Origin of the sequence: Streptomyces albireticuli (assembly GCF_002192455.1) — a bacterium.
Lineage (GTDB): Bacteria > Actinomycetota > Actinomycetes > Streptomycetales > Streptomycetaceae > Streptomyces > Streptomyces albireticuli_B.
In genome coordinates, this window is sequence record NZ_CP021744.1 from 5,456,568 (window position 1) to 5,471,980 (window position 15,413).

Sequence of the window (15,413 nt, forward strand, 5' to 3'; positions counted from 1 at the left end):
CGTTCGGCCCACCACCGGCGCCGTGCGGTACAGCTGCGCAACCCCCGCCCGATTCTAACGGGACCTTGATCGCCTAGCCACCCGGTCCACCGGCGCGTCGTCGCCCCGTCACGGGTGCGTCCGGCGGTCCAGCGGGCCCTGCCGGAGCAGCCCCTGCTGGAGCGGCGCCTGCTGGAGCGGGACCGGGCGGTGCGGCGGCGAGCCGTCCGGACCGTGCGTCAGGAGCGGCTCGCACAGCGGGCCCTGGCCGCTCCGGGCGGCCGCGGACCACGCTCCCGGCATCGCCGCCGGGCGCCCGGGGAACGCGCTGGGCGGCACGGCCGTCCACACCCCGGCCGTCACCGGGGGCTCCAGGGGCTCGACGGGCGTGGGGGGCATGACGGGCGGTACGGGCGGTACGGATGTGAGAGGGGTAAGGGGAGTAAGAGGGGTGAGTGGAGTGGGAGGTGTGGTTGCCGGGGCGGCCGGGCCCGGAACCGCGGAAGTCGCCGGCCGGTCCGCCCTGGGCGGGGGCGCCACGGGCGGCATGGACGTCACGGACGGCACGGGTGTGACGGGTGTGACGGGTGTGACGGGCGCGGTGGCCGTGGGGGGTGCGGAGGTCCCCGGCGCGGTGGCCGCGGGTGTGCCGCCCGCGGGCGTGACCGCCGTGGCGGGTTCCGGGTGCCGCGGGGGCGGTGGTGCCGCCACCGGCCCCTGCGGGGGGCCCGGGGGCGGGCCGCTCCGCACCGGGTCGCCCGCGGGGGCCGGGGGAGTGTCGGGCTCCCGCCCCGCCTCCGGCGCGGCGGCCTCGCGGACGCCGCCCCCGCCGACGCTTGAGCCGGCGTCACCCATGCCGCCCGCCCGGCTTCCGTCACCGGGCCCGCCCGGACGGCCCGGACCGCCGGGCCCGCTCGCCCCGTCCGGCCCGCCCGGCCCCCCGTGCCCTGCCTGCCGGACCTGTCCCTCCTGCCCGGCCCCGCCGTCGCGCCCGGCGCCCTCGCGCGCCCCGTCCTCCGCCCGCGCGACCGGCAGCCGCAGCCGCGCCAGCCCGCAGCGGACGTAGGGCGTCACATACGGCAGCCGCAGCTCGCCGCCCGGGGTCCACAGGCCCGTGCCCACCAGCCAGCCGGCCGGGCCGGGGAACTGCTGGAGCTGCCGGGCCGACGCCCGCCACACCCCGACCCAGCTGCCCGACGGCCCCTCGATCCGGAAGGCCACCGCGCACCCCTCCGGCGCCAGCTCCTGGCCCGGCTGCGCGGCGAAGGGCGTGAGGACGACATGGGGCAGGTGCAGGCACTCGGGGAAGCGCACCGGGCGCGTGGAGCCGAGCACCCCCCAGCCGAGACGGTCGCCGCCGGGCGCGTCGGACCGGACGAGCAGGAGGCCGCTGTACGGATCGGCCAGCAGCAGCCGGTCGTTGCTCTCCTCGGTGATCTGGAGCAGCGGGCTGATCTCGCCGCCCCGCTCCAGGTCGACGACGACGGCCTTGGTGCGGCCCTCCAGCTCGCGGTCGAGGGCCAGCAGCCGGCCCGTGCGGTCCAGCCAGGCGCCGCCCGAGCAGTGCCCCGGCACGTCCGCGAGCCGCTGCGGGCCGAAGCGGCCGCCGTACAGCAGCCACAGCTCGGTCGACCGCTCGCCGTGCACCAGGCCGTAGGCCGCCGAGCCGCCCGGGGCGGGCGGCAGCAGGGACAGCCGGGGGCACTCCACGGAGCCGAGCGGCAGCTCGCCGGTGCCGGGGCCGGTGGGGTAGAGCAGGGCGAGTGTGTGCCGCTCGGCCACCCGGCGCCGGATCAGGACCCGGCCGTCGGCGAGCGGCAGGACCTCGCTGTCCGGCTCCTCGGGCTGGCCGCCGGGCAGCGGGACCGCGTAGGGCTCGGGGCCGTCGAGCGTCCAGCGCTCCGGGAACCAGCCACCCGTCCCGCCGTCCAGCGCCAGCCGGGCGGCGTACGAACCGTCCGCTGTGATCGTGAACGCCGCGCGTCTCATGTCCATCGACGCACTCCGTGGGGTGCTCTGTGGAGTGCTCTGGGGGGCACAGACCGTCATGAGAAACGTCACCTCCGGCACTGAACGTAGTTATCGCACTACCTGCCGAACAATGCGAGTGAGGTCGCTTCACGCGTAAGGGTGGCGAATGTCCGATTCGCCTGAGCGATGGGAGGTGGGTGTGCTGCGCGAGGTGCGGCCGACTGTAAGGTAAGGCGAACCTAAGTGGCTGAAGGGGCGTTCTTGACGCCTCTTCCCGGTTCTTCCCCCTCACCGCCACCCACCGATCCAGGAGCTTGTGATGTCCCTCCGCCGCCGCGGCACCGCCGCCGTCGCCCTGTCCGTGGCAGCCGCCCTTTCCCTCGCGGCATGCGACTCAGCGGACGACGGCAAGGACGGCCAGGCGGGCAAGGACGGCGGCAACGGCTCCAAGTCCGTCGCCCAGGGCGGCAAGGACTTCGGCAAGGCCGCCGAGGACACCGCGAAGCTCGGCACCGACGCCAAGCCCGGCCAGTTCCCGCGGACGATCACCCACGCGCTCGGCAAGACCGAGATCAAGGAGGCGCCCAAGCGCGTCGTCGTCCTCGACGTCGGCGAGCTGGACAACGTCGTCTCCCTCGGCATCAAGCCCGTCGGCTGGGCCCCCAGCGAGGGCAGCCAGGAGATCCCCGACTACCTGAAGAAGGACGTCGGCGAGCCCAAGAGCGTCGGCACCATCAACAACCTCAACCTTGAGGCGATCAACGAGCTGAAGCCCGACCTGATCCTCGGCAGCAAGCTGCGCGCGGAGAAGAACTACAAGGACCTCGCGAAGATCGCCCCGACCGTCTTCTCCATCCGCCCCGGCTTCACCTGGAAGGAGAACTACCTCCTCAACGCCGCGGCCCTGGACAAGACCGCCGACGCCAAGAAGCAGCTCGCGGACTACGAGGCCAAGGCGAAGAAGCTCGGCGCGGACGTCGGCGACAAGAAGCCGACCATCAGCATGGTGCGCTACCTGCCGCAGTTCACCCGCCTGTACGCGCAGCAGTCCTTCATCGGCACCGTCCTCAAGGACGCCGGCCTGCCCCGCCCGAAGATCCAGCAGGCCGACAAGCTCGCGGTCGAGATCAGCCCCGAGAACATCGACAAGGCCGACGGCGACTGGATCTTCACCGGCGTCTACGGCGACCCGGACAAGACCAAGCGCGACACCGCCCAGGACAACCCGCTGTGGAAGAGCCTGACGGCGGTCAAGGAGGGCCGGGCCAAGGACGTCCAGGACGAGACCTGGTACCTCGGCCTCGGCGTCACCGCCGCCAACAGCGTCCTGGACGATCTCCGCGGCTTCCTGGTCAAGTAACCGGTCGCGGGTCCGGTCACCCGGTCGGCCGGGTGACCGCCCGGGTGACCGCCCGCCTCCGGCGAGGGTCGTACGGGCACGAGGGCCAGGTAGCCTTTCCCCGTGCCCGTACTGTCTGAAGTCATCGCCGCCCTCGACGCCCTCTGGCCACCCGAGCGGGCCGAGCAGTGGGACGCCGTCGGTACGGTCTGCGGCGACCCCGGCGCCCCGGTCGGCCGGGTGCTGTTCGCCGTCGACCCCGTGCAGGAGGTCGCCGACGAGGCCGTGGAGCTCGGCGCCGACCTGCTGGTCACCCACCACCCGCTCTACCTGCGGGGGACCACCACGGTGGCGGCCTCCACCTTCAAGGGCCGGGTCGTGCACACCCTGATCAAGCACGACATCGCCCTGCACGTCGCGCACACCAACGCCGACCGCGCCGACCCCGGCGTCTCGGACGCCCTCGCCGGCGCCCTCGACCTGCGGGTCACCGGCCCGCTCGTGCCCGACCCGGACGACCCCGCGGGCCGCCGCGGCCTCGGCCGGATCTGCGAGCTCGACGCGCCGGTCACCCTCGGCGAATTCGCCCGCCGCGCCGCCGAGCGGCTGCCCGCCACCGCGCAGGGCGTCCGCGTCGCAGGCGACCCGGACCGCATCGTCCGCACGGTCGCCGTCTGCGGCGGCTCCGGCGACTCCCTGTTCGCCGAGGTGCGCGCCGCCGGCGTCGACGCCTACGTCACCGCCGACCTGCGCCACCACCCCGCGTCCGAGGCACAGCAGCAGAGCCCGCTCGCGCTGGTCGACGCCGCGCACTGGGCCACCGAGTGGCCCTGGATCGAGCAGGCGGCCGCCCAGCTCGACGAGATCTCCGACCGCCACGGCTGGGGTCTGCGCACCCACATCTCCCGCACGGTCACCGACCCCTGGACCGCCCACGCGGCGTCGTCCACCGACACCTCACCTGGAGCCCCCAACTGAACGCCGCGCCCGCCGACCAGATCCGCCTCCTCGACCTCCAGGCGCTGGACACCCGCCTCGGTCAGCTCGCCCACAAGCGCAAGAGCCTGCCCGAGCACGCCGAGATCGCCTCCCTGGAGGCCGACCTCACCCAGCACCGCGACCTCCTCGTCGCCGCGCAGACCGAGGAGAGCGACACCGCCCGCGAGCAGACCAAGGCCGAGCAGGACGTCGACCAGGTCCGCCAGCGCGCCGCCCGTGACCAGCAGCGCCTGGACACCGGCGTCGGCGTCTCCGCCAAGGACCTGGAGAACCTCCAGCGCGAGATCGCCTCGCTCGCCAAGCGCCAGGGCGACCTGGAGGACGTCGTCCTGGAGGTCATGGAGCGCCGCGAGTCCGCCCAGGAGCGCGCCACCGAGCTGACCGCCCGCGTCGGTTCCGTCCAGGCCAAGGTCGACGACGCCGTCGCCCGCCGCGACGCCGCCTTCGCCGAGATCGACGCCGAGGCCGCCTCGGTCACCAAGGAGCGCGAGATCGTCGCCGGCTCCATCCCGGACGCCCTGATCAAGCTGTACGACAAGATCCGGATCAAGGAGGGCGGCGTCGGCGCCGCCCGCCTCAGCCACCGCCGCTGCGAGGGCTGCCGCCTGGAGCTCGACATCACCGGCCTCAACGAGGTGCGCGCCGCCGCCGCCGACGAGGTCGTCCGGTGCGAGAACTGCACCCGCATCCTGGTCCGCACCTCCGAGTCGGGGCTGTAGGACCCATGGCGCAGCGCTTCGTCGTCGAGGCGGACGGCGGCTCCCGGGGCAACCCGGGGCCCGCCGGCTACGGCGCGGTCGTCCTCGACCCGGCGACGGGCGAGGCGCTCGCCGAGGCGGCCGAGTACATCGGCACCGCCACCAACAACGTCGCCGAGTACAAGGGCCTGATCGCCGGTCTGAAGGCGGCCAGGGACCTGGACCCGGAGGCCCGGGTCCAGGTCCGCATGGACTCCAAGCTCGTCGTCGAGCAGATGTCCGGCCGCTGGAAGATCAAGCACCCGGACATGAAGCCGCTAGCCGCCGAGGCGAAGGCGGTCTTCCCGCCCGGCCGGGTCACCTACGAGTGGATCCCGCGCGAGCGGAACAAGCACGCGGACCGGCTGGCCAACGAGGCCATGGACGCTGGCCGGCTCGGCAGGCGGTGGGAGCCCGGCGCGTCGGGCGCCGCCCTGGCCGCCGGCCCGGGTGCCCCGGCCGGCACCGGGACGGCCACGGCCACGCTGCCGTCGGCACGGGCCGGGGCCGCGGAGCCGGCCGAGCCCAAGGCCCCGCCCGTCGGCTGGGCCGCGCCCGCCGACCTCGGCGCGCCGACCACCTTCGTCCTGCTCCGGCACGGCGAGACGGCGCTGACGCCGCAGAAGCGCTTCTCCGGCAGCGGCGGCGGTGACCCCGAGCTGTCGCCCGCGGGCCGCCGCCAGGCCGAGGCCGCCGCCGCGGCGCTCGCCGCGCGCGGCACGATCCAGGCGGTCGTCTCCTCGCCGCTGCGCCGCTGCCAGGAGACCGCCGGCGCCGTGGCCGCGCGCCTGGGCCTGGAGGTCCGGGTCGACGAGGGCCTGCGCGAGACGGACTTCGGCTCCTGGGAGGGCCTGACCTTCGCCGAGGTCAAGGAGCGCTTCCCCGACGACCTCGACGCCTGGCTGAGCTCCTCCAAGGCCGCCCCGACCGGCGGCGGCGAGAGCTTCGCGACGGTCGCCCGCCGGACCGCGCTCACGCGCGACCGGCTCCTCGCGCGGTACGCGGGGAAGACGGTGCTCCTGGTCACGCATGTGACCCCGGTCAAGACCCTGGTCCGGCTGGCGCTGGGCGCGCCGCCGGAGTCCCTGTTCCGCATGGAGCTCTCGGCGGCGTCGCTGTCGGCCGTGGCCTACTACGCCGACGGCAACGCGTCGCTGCGGCTGCTGAACGACACGTCGCACCTGCGCTAGGCGGGCGGGCCCGCGCGCCCGCGGGCTCGCCCGTACGCGCGTGGGCCCGGCGGCAGCCCGGATCATCCGGCCGAGCAGGGTGACGGTTCGCCCGTACGCGCGTGGGCCCGGCCCGGCTCAGCCCTCCGCGCGTGCCGCGATGGCCTCGTCCAGGGCCGCGAGCGCCGCGACCCGCTGCCGTTCACGCTCTTCGATGTTCAGCGCGCTCTCGCCCGTCGCCGCGACCCGCGGGCACCGCGGGCACCGCCAGCGGTCGGGGGCGCCGAGCGGCGGTGCGGTCATGGGGATCTCGCAGTGGGGGCACTTCACGATCACTCCTTCCACATGGCCGCAGGACGCGCAGACCCACACCGGGCCCTCCGCGTCGTGCTGCCGCCACGCGGTTCTGTGACACCGCGGGCAACCGGTCGTGACGATCCCTGCGCGGCTCATGACGGGCGGCTCCGGGGTGGTGTCCGCGTATTCGATGATCCGGGCTCTGATCCGGTCGTCCGTGGTGTTGGCCATCCGGAGCAGGTGTGCGACTCGCGAGCGTGCTTCGTCAACGAAATCGTTCATGGCGGGCAGCAGGCTACGCCGAGTGGGTGTGGACGTCGTACCCGCTTCGTACCGGAACTCCCTACGCCGCGGGCCGGGCGCGAACGGCGCCCGGCCGCACAGGCGCTGGTCCTGGCGGGTGAGGTGGCGTTCCCTGGCGCGGAGTGGCGCGGCATGGCGCGTTCTGGGATTGACCCTTACGGACGACCCCGCGCGGAGGGCTGTTGCTGACGGGGGAGGCGGGGTGGGGGCGTCGGCGGGGGTACCGGCCGGCCGCCTGTCTCAGGCGCGGAGCGCCGCCGCCTCGCGGGCGAGCCGGGTGATCCGACCCCAGTCGTGGCGCGCGAGCGCGTCGGCGGGCAGCATCCACGTACCGCCGACGCAGCCGACGTTCGGCAGTGCCAGGTAGTCCGGCGCGGAGCCGGGGCCTATGCCGCCGGTCGGGCAGAAGCGGGCCGCGGGGAGGGCGGCGCCGAGGGACTTCAGCCAGGCCACCCCGCCGGACGCCTCGGCCGGGAAGAACTTCATCTCGCGCACGCCGCGCTCCAGCAGCGCCATGACCTCGGACGCCGACGAGACCCCCGGCAGGAACGGCAGCCCGGCCGCGCGCGCCGCGGCCAGCAGCGGCTCCGTCCACCCCGGACTCACCAGGAACCGCGCCCCGGCCGCGGCCGCTCCCGCCACGTGCCCGGCGTCCAGGACGGTACCCGCCCCCACGGTCGCCTCCGGCACCTCGGCGGCGATGGCCCGTATCGCCCCGAGCGCGGCCTCCGTCCGCAGCGTCACCTCGACGGCGGGGAGCCCGCCGGCGACGAGCGCCCGGGCGAGGGGGACGGCGTCGGCGACGTCGTCCAGGACGACCACGGGGAGGACGGGGGCGAGGGTGAGGATGCCGGGCATGGGGGCATCTTGGCGTGGGGCGGTGGGTGTTGCAATGGGGGTTGCGTCCTGTGCAACAGAGTGGGTGGGGGTGGGGTGGGTGGCGGTGCGGGGTGGGTGACGGCGGGGTGCCGCTGCGCGGGGCTTTTTCCCCGGCCCCGCCCCTTCCCGCCGCATCCGATGTGCGGCTCCGCCGCGTGCGGGGCTCCGCCCCGGACCCCGGTCCTCGAACTCCCCCGGCTACCGCTGGGAGGTGCCCCCAGACGGGCTGATTCATTGCCCGGAACCGGGCAGAAAGCCAGCCACGGACAGGGGCACATTCAGCCCGGCCGGCGCTTGAGGCCACCGCGCGTCAGCGCGGAACGGGGGCCCGGGGATCTCCCCGGTATCGGGAAGGGGCGGGGCTGGGGAACAAGCCGCCCGCAGGGCCCGCCACCCGCCGCCACCCGCACCCGTCACCGCTACAGCTCCGTAACCACCACATCCAGCGCCCAAGCCCCACCCTTCACGCGCGGCGCCGACCCCTCCACCACATACCCCAGATCCCGCAACGCCCCCACCAGCTCCGAAGGCCCCGACGGCGACACCCCCGCCGTCAGCAGCTCCCGCACCAGCCGCCCCTTGGTCGCCTTGTTGAAGTGGCTCACGACCGACCGCTTCTCGACGCCGTCGACGATCCGCGACTGGAGCACCCGCACCGTCGCCGTCCGCTCCGCCACCCCGCCCTTCGGCTTCCACGCCGTGGCGTACGCGGCCGAGCGCAGGTCGAGGACCAGCCGCCCGTCCGCCGCCTCCGGCAGCGGGCCGGCCATCGCGCGGCGCCAGTGCGCGCCGAGCGCGCCCAGGCCGGGCAGCTTGACGCCCATGGAGCAGCGGTAGGAGGGGATGGCGTCCCCGACCCGGACCGCGCCCCACAGGCCGGAGAAGACCAGCAGCGACTCCTCCGCGCGCCGCCGCGCCGCCGCGTCCAGGGTGGCGAGGCCGAGCGCGTCGTAGAGCACACCGGTGTAGATCTCGCCCGCGGGCCGGGTCCCGGACGTCCGCAGCGCCGCGTTCTTCGCGACCTCGCCGCGCAGGCCGGGGGAGAGGCCGAGAACCTCGGCGGCCTTCTCCTCGTCGCCCGCGCACAGCTCGACCAGCTCCGCCAGCACGGCCTCGCGGGCCTCGGTGAGGGCCGGCAGCGACAGCCCGCCGACCTCCAGCGCGGGCCCGGTGCCACCTGTGGCCTTGCCCTCGGACGGCGGCAACAGCACGAGCACGGTCGTTCTCCTTCAGCGGGTGACGGCGGGGTGGGGGAAGGGCGTCCGCCCCGCGTGCCCTCAGGTGCCGCGAGGGGGCGGCGGCGCCCGTACCCCGTCGAGCCTAACGCCGCCCGCCGCCGTCCCCGCCGTGCCGCCCGCCCCGACCGGAAATACGCTCGATGTCATGCCCCGCCGTCAGATGCACGTGACCGACAGGGACGGCGCCCCGCTGCGGGCGGCCCTGCGCGAGCTGCGCACGCAGCCGGGTGTGCCCGGGGAGTTCCCGGCGGCCGTCCTGGAGGAGGCCGAGAAGGCCGCGCGGCGGCCCCGGCTGCCGGCGTACGACGCCACCGACCTGCCGCTGTTCACCATCGACCCGCCCGGCTCGATGGACCTGGACCAGGCGATGTTCCTCGCCCGCCGCGACACCGGCGGCTTCCGGGTGTACTACGCGATCGCCGACGTGGCCGCCTTCGTACGGCCCGGCCTCCACCTCGACGCCGAGGCGCACCGCCGGGTGATGACCCTGTACTACCCCGACGGCCGGGTACCCCTGCACCCCGACGCCCTCGGCGAGGGCGCCGCCAGCCTGCTGCCCGACCACACGCGGCCGGCGCTGCTCTGGGAGTTCGACCTCGACACCGACGGGCAGGTCGTCCGGACCGACGTGCGGCGCGCCCTCGTCCGCAGCCGCGCCAAGCTCGACTACGCGGGCGTGCAGCGGGCCGTGGACTCCGGGACGGCGGAGGAGCCGCTGTCGCTGCTGCGCGAGATAGGCCTGCGCCGGGAGGAGCTGGAGCGCACGCGCGGCGGGATCTCCCTCAACGTGCCGGAGCAGGAGATCGTCCGGCGCGGGAACCACTACGCGCTCGAATACCGGGCACCGCTGCCCGCCGACGGCTGGAACGCCCAGATCTCCCTGATGACCGGCATCGCCGCGGCCGAGCTGATGCTGCGCTCGGGCACGGGCATCCTGCGTACGCTCCCGCCCGCCCCGGAGAGCGCGGTGGCCCGGCTGCGCCGGGTGGCCCGGGCCCTCGGCGTCAACTGGCCCGACAGCATGCCGTACGCCGTCGTCGTCCGCGCCCTCGACCCGACGCACACCCAGCACGCCGCGTTCCTCCAGGAGTGCACGGCCCTGCTGCGCGGCGCGGGCTACACCGCCTTCGACAAGGAGCGCCCCACCGAGCATCCGCTGCCCGCGGACCCGGCCGCCCTCACGCACGCCGCGCTGGCGGCGCCGTACGCCCACTGCACCGCGCCGCTGCGCCGGCTCGTCGACCGGTACACCGGCGAGCTGTGCCTGGCGGCGGCCGCGGGCACCGAGCCCCCCGAGTGGGTGCGGGCGGCGCTCGACGCCCTCCCGGGGGAGATGGAGGCCGGCGGCCGGCGCGCGGCCCAGGCGGAACGGGACTGCGTGGACCTGGTCGAGGCGGCGCTGCTGCGGGACCGGATCGGCGAGATCTTCGACGCGTACGTGGTGGACATCCAGGAGAAGCGGCCGACGGCGGGCACCGTCCATCTGTACGAGCCCGCGGTGATCGGCCACGTGGAGGGCGACGTGGACGGGCCTCCGCTGGCGCTGGGGCACCGGCTGCGCGTCCGGGTGATCGAGGCGGAACCGGGCCGGGACAAGGTCTGGTTCGCCCCGGCGTGAGCCGGGCTCAGGCACCGGTCGGCGCGGGCAGCAGGGCGCGGAGGGCGGCCACCGCCTCCGCCGGGTCGTCGGCGTGGCAGTGCACGGTCCGTACGTCCACGGGCCGGGCGAGGAGGCGGCGGACGGTGAGGGGTTCGGTCAGCTCCACGGTGAGGGAGGTCTGCCCGGCGATCGGTACGTCGAGGACGCCGTCGGCCGGCGCGTTACCGGTCGGGAAGCGGAGCTCAGGCCGGACGGAGGCGATGAGACGGGCGGGTATCCGCACGTCCAGCCGCGCGCCGTGGCGCAGCCGCAGGCCGTCCGGGCCGATGGTGTGCGGCCGGGCGACGCAACCGGCGTGCAGGCCGAGGACGAGCAGCATGGTGTAGACGTCGAGGGCGAGGACCACCTCGTGGAGACCGGGGTGGCCGGCGGTGAAGAAGGACATCCCCGCCGTCTCGACGACACACACGAACAGCAGCGCGTACATGGTCGACCCCTGAGCTCGCGCGTAACCGAACCCCCGCGCCGCACCACCCACCCCGTCCCGCCGCCGCACGGCCCAGAGCCCCAGCCCGCGCCACACCCGGGCCTCGTGGACGGCGAGGGCCTTGAGCCAGGTGAGCGCGCGTCTCATGTCGGGGTGTCCTCTCCGGTCGTCATGGTGATCCCCTCGGTCACCATGAGAAACCCTTACGCCGCGGCAAGGTCAAGTGCCCTCCGGTCCGGCAGGTAGCATGGTCGGCACGGCGGACGAGCCGGCCGGGCGGCCGCGTGGGATCTTCGGATCCCCCGAGGAACGTCCGGGCTCCATACGGCAGGGTGGTGGGTAACGCCCACCCGGGGTGACCCGCGGGACAGTGCCACAGAAAACAGACCGCCGGAGGCCGCGAGGCTTCCGGTAAGGGTGAAACGGTGGTGTAAGAGACCACCAGCGCCTGAGGTGACTCAGGCGGCTAGGTAAACCCCACCCGGAGCAAGGTCAAGAGGGCCGTCGCGAGACGGCCTGCGCGGACGTTCGAGGGCTGCCAGCCCGAGTCCGCGGGTAGACCGCACGAGCCTGTCGGCAACGGCAGGCCTAGATGGATGGCCGCCTCCCCGAGGGCCGCGAGGCCCCCGGGAGACAGAACCCGGCGTACAGGCCGACTCGTCCGTCGCCATACGGCGACAAAGTCCTCCGGCCGGTAGGCCGGAGGACTTTTCCGTGGCGGACGCGACCAGGTCCGTTCCTGTCGCGATCTCCACCGCCACCGCCCAGCGCGGCAGGAACCCGTTGACGGGGCCCACCGGCTGTGTCTCCGCCGCGAGGGTGAGCACCTCGTCCCGCTCGGACTCCATCAGGGGGAGCTTCGACGGGGCCACGCGCGCCAGGGCCTGCCTGAGCGCGGAGACGGTTCTCTCCGGGCGTTCGATGACCGGTTCGTCACCGCGTTCCACCGGGTGCGCGCTCATGTGGGCTCCCTCGCGCGAGCGATACCGTGACCGGCGCCTGCCGTGCGGGCCCACGATAGCCGGGCTCCCCGGACCTGGAGGCGCGAAGCCCCCGGGCCCGGGGAGTGGGTGGGCTGAGGAAACCCCTTCCGGTCAGCCCCGCGCGGTCTTCCGGCGGCGCGTCGCGTAGACCGCCCCGCCGCCCGCCAGCAGCAGCGCGCCCGCCGCTCCCAGCAGCGGGCCCGTCGGTGCGTCGGCGCCCGTCGCCGCGAGTGACGCGGAACCGGCGGGGGTGCCACCGGTCACGTCACCGCCGCCGCCCGTGCTCGTGCCCGTACCGCCGGCCGGGAGCTTGGCGCCCGGGACCGTCGTCGCCGACAGCGTCACCGGGTCGAGGGCCTCGCCCGCCTCGTAGTTCTCGAAGACCTTCGCGCCCTGCGCCGTGAGCGTGGCCGGGACGGCGGAGAGGGTCACGACGCCGTCCTTCGCGGTGAGCGCGCCGGCGGGCAGCTTCAGGGTCGCCAGGGGGAGGTCGTCGCTGTTGACGACGTTCCCGGAGGAGAGCTCCTTGGTGGAGACGTCGGCGGTGAGCGTGCCCGTGGTCCCCGACGCCTTGACCCGGAGGTCGCTGAGCTTGAGGTCCAGCTTGCCCTCGTGGCCGGTGAAGCGGACCGCGCCGTCGAAGGCCGCGTCGAGCGAGGAGGCGGACGCGTCGTACGAGCCGTGGCCCTTGACGAACCGGTAGGCGCTGCCGGACTGCTGGGCGCCGCCGGAGAGTTCGATCTTCCCCTTGGCGATCGGACCGGTGACGTACTTCCGGAACTTCTCCTTCACGCCCCAGTCGAGGTTGCCGCCGCTGACCGTGCCGGTGCCCGTGGCGGCGGTCTCGCCGGCCTTGGGCGGCGTGCCGGCGGTGTCGGCCGCCGCGGCCGGCCGCTTCCGCTGCTGGACGGACTTGTCCTGCGGGGCCGCCTGGGCGACGCCCGGCGTCTCGCCGCCGTCCTTGGCGTCGGCCGCGCCGCCCTGGTGGCCGCCCGGCCGGACGCCGGAGGCGGGTGCGCCGCCCTTCCCGCCGTCCGCGGCGGGCTTCCGCGCCGCGCCGACCTTCACGGAGAGGGTGGCGCTGTCGAGGGCCTCGCCCTCCTCGTAGTTCTGGAACACCTTCGCGCCGGCCGCGGTCAGCTTCGCCGGGATCTTCGCGTACGTGACGGCGCCACCCGCACCGCCGCCCGGCTTGACCGCCGACAGGTCGAGCGCGGCGAGGGCGACGTCGTCCTGCGTCGTGCCGCCGGCCGTGACGTCGGCGGTGATGCTGCCCTTCTTGCCGCCGGACGTGGGGTCCGTCGTGAGCTTGAGGTCCGCGAGCTTGAGATCGAGCTCCCAGCTCTTGTCGGCCTTCTGGTGGCCGAGGAAGCGGACGCTGCCCTTGAACGTGGTGGTGACCGCGTGCGTCGCGCTGTCGTAGGAGCCCTTGGCGCCGGAGAAGGTGAACGGGCCGTTCTTGGGCGCCTGCTTCGCGCCGTCCGCGACCTCGATCTTCCCGCGGGCGATCGGGCCGGTCACATACTTCCGGAACCGGTCCTTCACGCCCCAGTCGAGCGTGCCGTCCGTGATGTCGAACTTCGGGGCGGCCTTCGGGGCCGGGGCGCTGCTGGCGCCCGCGTCCGCCGCGTGGGCCGGCACCGCGAAGGCGGTGGCGCCGAGCGCCGTGGCCGTGGCGAGGACGGCGAGGGCACCTCTCCGGGTGGTGCGGGCGCGGCGCGCGGCGGGTGACGTGCGGGAAGTGACGGTCATGACGGGGGTGTCTCCTTGGTCGTGGGAAACGGGGACGGGGCTGGGGATCGGGGGGATCCGGGGGGATCGGAGGGAGAGGGGTCCGCGCCGGCCGCTGCGCGGTGAAGGAGGGGGCCGCGGCCGGCGCGGAGTCTGGGGGTGGGTCAGCCGTCGGCACCGGGCGCGGTGGAACCCGCCGACGCCTTACGGCGCTTGCGGACCACGACGAACGCGGCGGCGGCGAGGGCCACGGCGGCCGCTCCGGCGACGCCGACCGGGAGCACCGGGAAGGAGGAGGACGAGGGCGACGAGGCGGACGACGAGGACGCGGAGGACGACGGCGACGGCTTCGGACCGCTGCCGAGGTCCGGCAGCGGAGGCGGTTTCGCCCCGGCGCCGAGCGGGACGGCGAGGGAGACCGGGTCCATCTCCGCCCCCTCCTGGTACATCCGGCCGAACGCCTCGGCGCCCTGCGCCGTCAGCTTGGCCGGGGCCTCGGTGACGGCGGCGAGGCCGTCCTTCTCCTTCAGCCCGGACGCGTCGAAGGTGACCAGCGGAACGTTTTTCCCGCTGTGCGCACCGGCGCTGGTGACGTCCGCCGACAGGGTGCCCTTGCCGTCCTTCACCTCCGCCCGCACGCCCGCGAGCGTGAGGTCGAGGTGTTTCCCGGTGAAGCGCAGCGTGCCGTCGAAGGCGGCGTCGAGGGACCCGGCCGCCCCGTCGTACGTGCCCTTGCCGCGCGGGAAGCGGAAGAGCGCGCCGCCGTCCTGGGCGCCGTCGGCGAGCTTCCAGGAGCCCTGGGCGATCGATCCGGTGACGTACTCGCGGAAGGTGCGGCGGACGCCCCAGTCGACGGCGGCCCCGGTGAACTCGCCCTTCTTCCCCGGCTCCCCGGAGGGGGAGCCGCCGGGCGAGGGCGACGCCGAGGGCTCCGCGGCGGCGGCCGCGACGTCGGCCGAGAGGCCGACGGGGTCGAGGGCGGTGCCGGCGGTGTAGAAGCCGGCGAAGGCCTTCGCGCCCTGCTCGGTGAGGGTGGCGGGGACGTCCGTAAAGGTGACGGCGCTGCCGCCGGACCGGAGGTCCACGCCGGAGAGGTCGAGCGCGGCGAAGGGCACGTGACCGGCGGTCGTGACCTCGCCGCTCCCCCTGGCCTTGCTCGTCACGTCGGCGTAGAGGGTGCCCTTGCCGCCGGAGATCCGGACGGCGGGGTTGCCGAGGGTGAGGTCGAGTTCGTGGCCGCCGTCGGGCTTGCGGTGGCCGGTGAAGTGCACGGCGCCCGAGAAGGCCGCGTCGAAGGAGCCGCCGCCGGGGTCGTAGGAGCCCTTGGCGGAGTGGAAGCGGAACCGGCTGTCGCCGACCGTGGCCGCACCGCCCCGGAGCTCCCAGCTGCCCTTCGCGATCGGGCCCGTGACATAGCTCTGGAAGGAGGACTTGATGCCCCAGTCCAGCCGCCCGCCGGAGACCTCGGCGCGCTCCGCCGCCCTGGCGCCGGCCGCCGGCGCCAGGGCCGCCAGCAGCGTGGCCAGCAGGGCCACGACGGGGACGCGGGCGGGTCTGGACGGCAGCATCGGGGCCCCTTCCGGGCAGGACGGCGGACATCGCGAGGCACCTGTCGGCGCATGGCGATTTAGGTAAGGCTAACCTAAGCTACGTCCCATCAGGTCGGAAACCCCCGGCCGGAGCGAAAGGCAGGAACCGTGC

12 protein-coding genes and 1 other RNA gene are annotated in these 15,413 nt (G+C 74.9%); 6 read left to right on the top strand and 7 right to left on the bottom strand.

What is annotated here, in order from left to right:
• Positions 1–108: 108 nt before the first annotated feature.
• Positions 109–1,974, bottom strand: a complete 1,866-nt coding sequence (locus SMD11_RS37110) for a hypothetical protein (RefSeq protein WP_324614769.1) — start codon at positions 1,972–1,974, stop codon at positions 109–111.
• A gap of 295 nt (positions 1,975–2,269) precedes the next feature.
• Between SMD11_RS37110 and SMD11_RS23610 the strand changes: the two genes are divergently transcribed.
• The 4 genes from SMD11_RS23610 (at position 2,270) to SMD11_RS23625 (ending at position 6,215) form a co-directional block, all read left to right on the top strand.
• Entirely contained in the window at positions 2,270–3,310 is a 1,041-nt protein-coding gene (locus SMD11_RS23610) for an ABC transporter substrate-binding protein (RefSeq protein ID WP_087928336.1), read from the top strand.
• 102 nt (positions 3,311–3,412) lie between these two features.
• Positions 3,413–4,267 carry a Nif3-like dinuclear metal center hexameric protein gene (locus SMD11_RS23615; RefSeq protein ID WP_087928337.1) on the top strand — a complete coding sequence of 285 codons (855 nt, stop codon included), beginning with the start codon at positions 3,413–3,415 and terminating at the stop codon, positions 4,265–4,267.
• Positions 4,264–5,007 carry a zinc ribbon domain-containing protein gene (locus SMD11_RS23620; protein ID WP_199844088.1) on the top strand — a complete coding sequence of 248 codons (744 nt, stop codon included), beginning with the start codon at positions 4,264–4,266 and terminating at the stop codon, positions 5,005–5,007. Before SMD11_RS23615 ends, SMD11_RS23620 begins: the two co-directional genes overlap by 4 nt.
• Before the next feature lie 5 nt (positions 5,008–5,012).
• On the top strand, positions 5,013–6,215 hold the full coding sequence (locus SMD11_RS23625) for a bifunctional RNase H/acid phosphatase (protein WP_087928338.1): 1,203 nt from the start codon (positions 5,013–5,015) through the stop codon (positions 6,213–6,215).
• A 117-nt stretch (positions 6,216–6,332) separates the two neighbouring features.
• Here the strand turns inward: SMD11_RS23625 and SMD11_RS36520 are convergent, their stop codons facing one another.
• The 3 genes from SMD11_RS36520 to yaaA form a co-directional block, all read right to left on the bottom strand.
• Positions 6,333–6,773, bottom strand: coding sequence for a hypothetical protein (locus SMD11_RS36520; RefSeq protein ID WP_234366146.1), 441 nt, complete (start codon positions 6,771–6,773; stop codon positions 6,333–6,335).
• 261 nt (positions 6,774–7,034) lie between these two features.
• A complete protein-coding gene (gene eda, locus SMD11_RS23635; protein WP_087928339.1) occupies positions 7,035–7,652 on the bottom strand; it encodes a bifunctional 4-hydroxy-2-oxoglutarate aldolase/2-dehydro-3-deoxy-phosphogluconate aldolase in 618 nt (205 codons plus the stop codon).
• Positions 7,653–8,092: 440 nt separating this feature from the next.
• Positions 8,093–8,890 (bottom strand): peroxide stress protein YaaA, encoded by a 798-nt coding sequence (gene yaaA / locus SMD11_RS23640; RefSeq protein WP_087928340.1) that lies wholly within the window; start codon positions 8,888–8,890, stop codon positions 8,093–8,095.
• A 166-nt stretch (positions 8,891–9,056) separates the two neighbouring features.
• Between yaaA and SMD11_RS23645 the strand changes: the two genes are divergently transcribed.
• A complete protein-coding gene (locus tag SMD11_RS23645; RefSeq protein WP_087928341.1) occupies positions 9,057–10,529 on the top strand; it encodes an RNB domain-containing ribonuclease in 1,473 nt (490 codons plus the stop codon).
• A 7-nt stretch (positions 10,530–10,536) separates the two neighbouring features.
• Here the strand turns inward: SMD11_RS23645 and SMD11_RS23650 are convergent, their stop codons facing one another.
• Positions 10,537–11,145: a hypothetical protein gene (locus SMD11_RS23650; protein ID WP_087928342.1), complete on the bottom strand. Its 609-nt coding sequence runs from the start codon at positions 11,143–11,145 to the stop codon at positions 10,537–10,539.
• Between the two features lie 117 nt (positions 11,146–11,262).
• Between SMD11_RS23650 and rnpB the strand changes: the two genes are divergently transcribed.
• An RNA gene (gene rnpB / locus SMD11_RS23655) (RNase P RNA component class A) lies at positions 11,263–11,662 on the top strand.
• A gap of 430 nt (positions 11,663–12,092) precedes the next feature.
• Here the strand turns inward: rnpB and SMD11_RS23660 are convergent.
• Both SMD11_RS23660 and SMD11_RS23665 read right to left on the bottom strand, forming a co-directional pair.
• Positions 12,093–13,733: an HtaA domain-containing protein gene (locus SMD11_RS23660; RefSeq protein WP_087928343.1), complete on the bottom strand. Its 1,641-nt coding sequence runs from the start codon at positions 13,731–13,733 to the stop codon at positions 12,093–12,095.
• A gap of 143 nt (positions 13,734–13,876) precedes the next feature.
• Positions 13,877–15,280 carry an HtaA domain-containing protein gene (locus tag SMD11_RS23665; RefSeq protein WP_087928344.1) on the bottom strand — a complete coding sequence of 468 codons (1,404 nt, stop codon included), beginning with the start codon at positions 15,278–15,280 and terminating at the stop codon, positions 13,877–13,879.
• Positions 15,281–15,413: the final 133 nt, after the last annotated feature.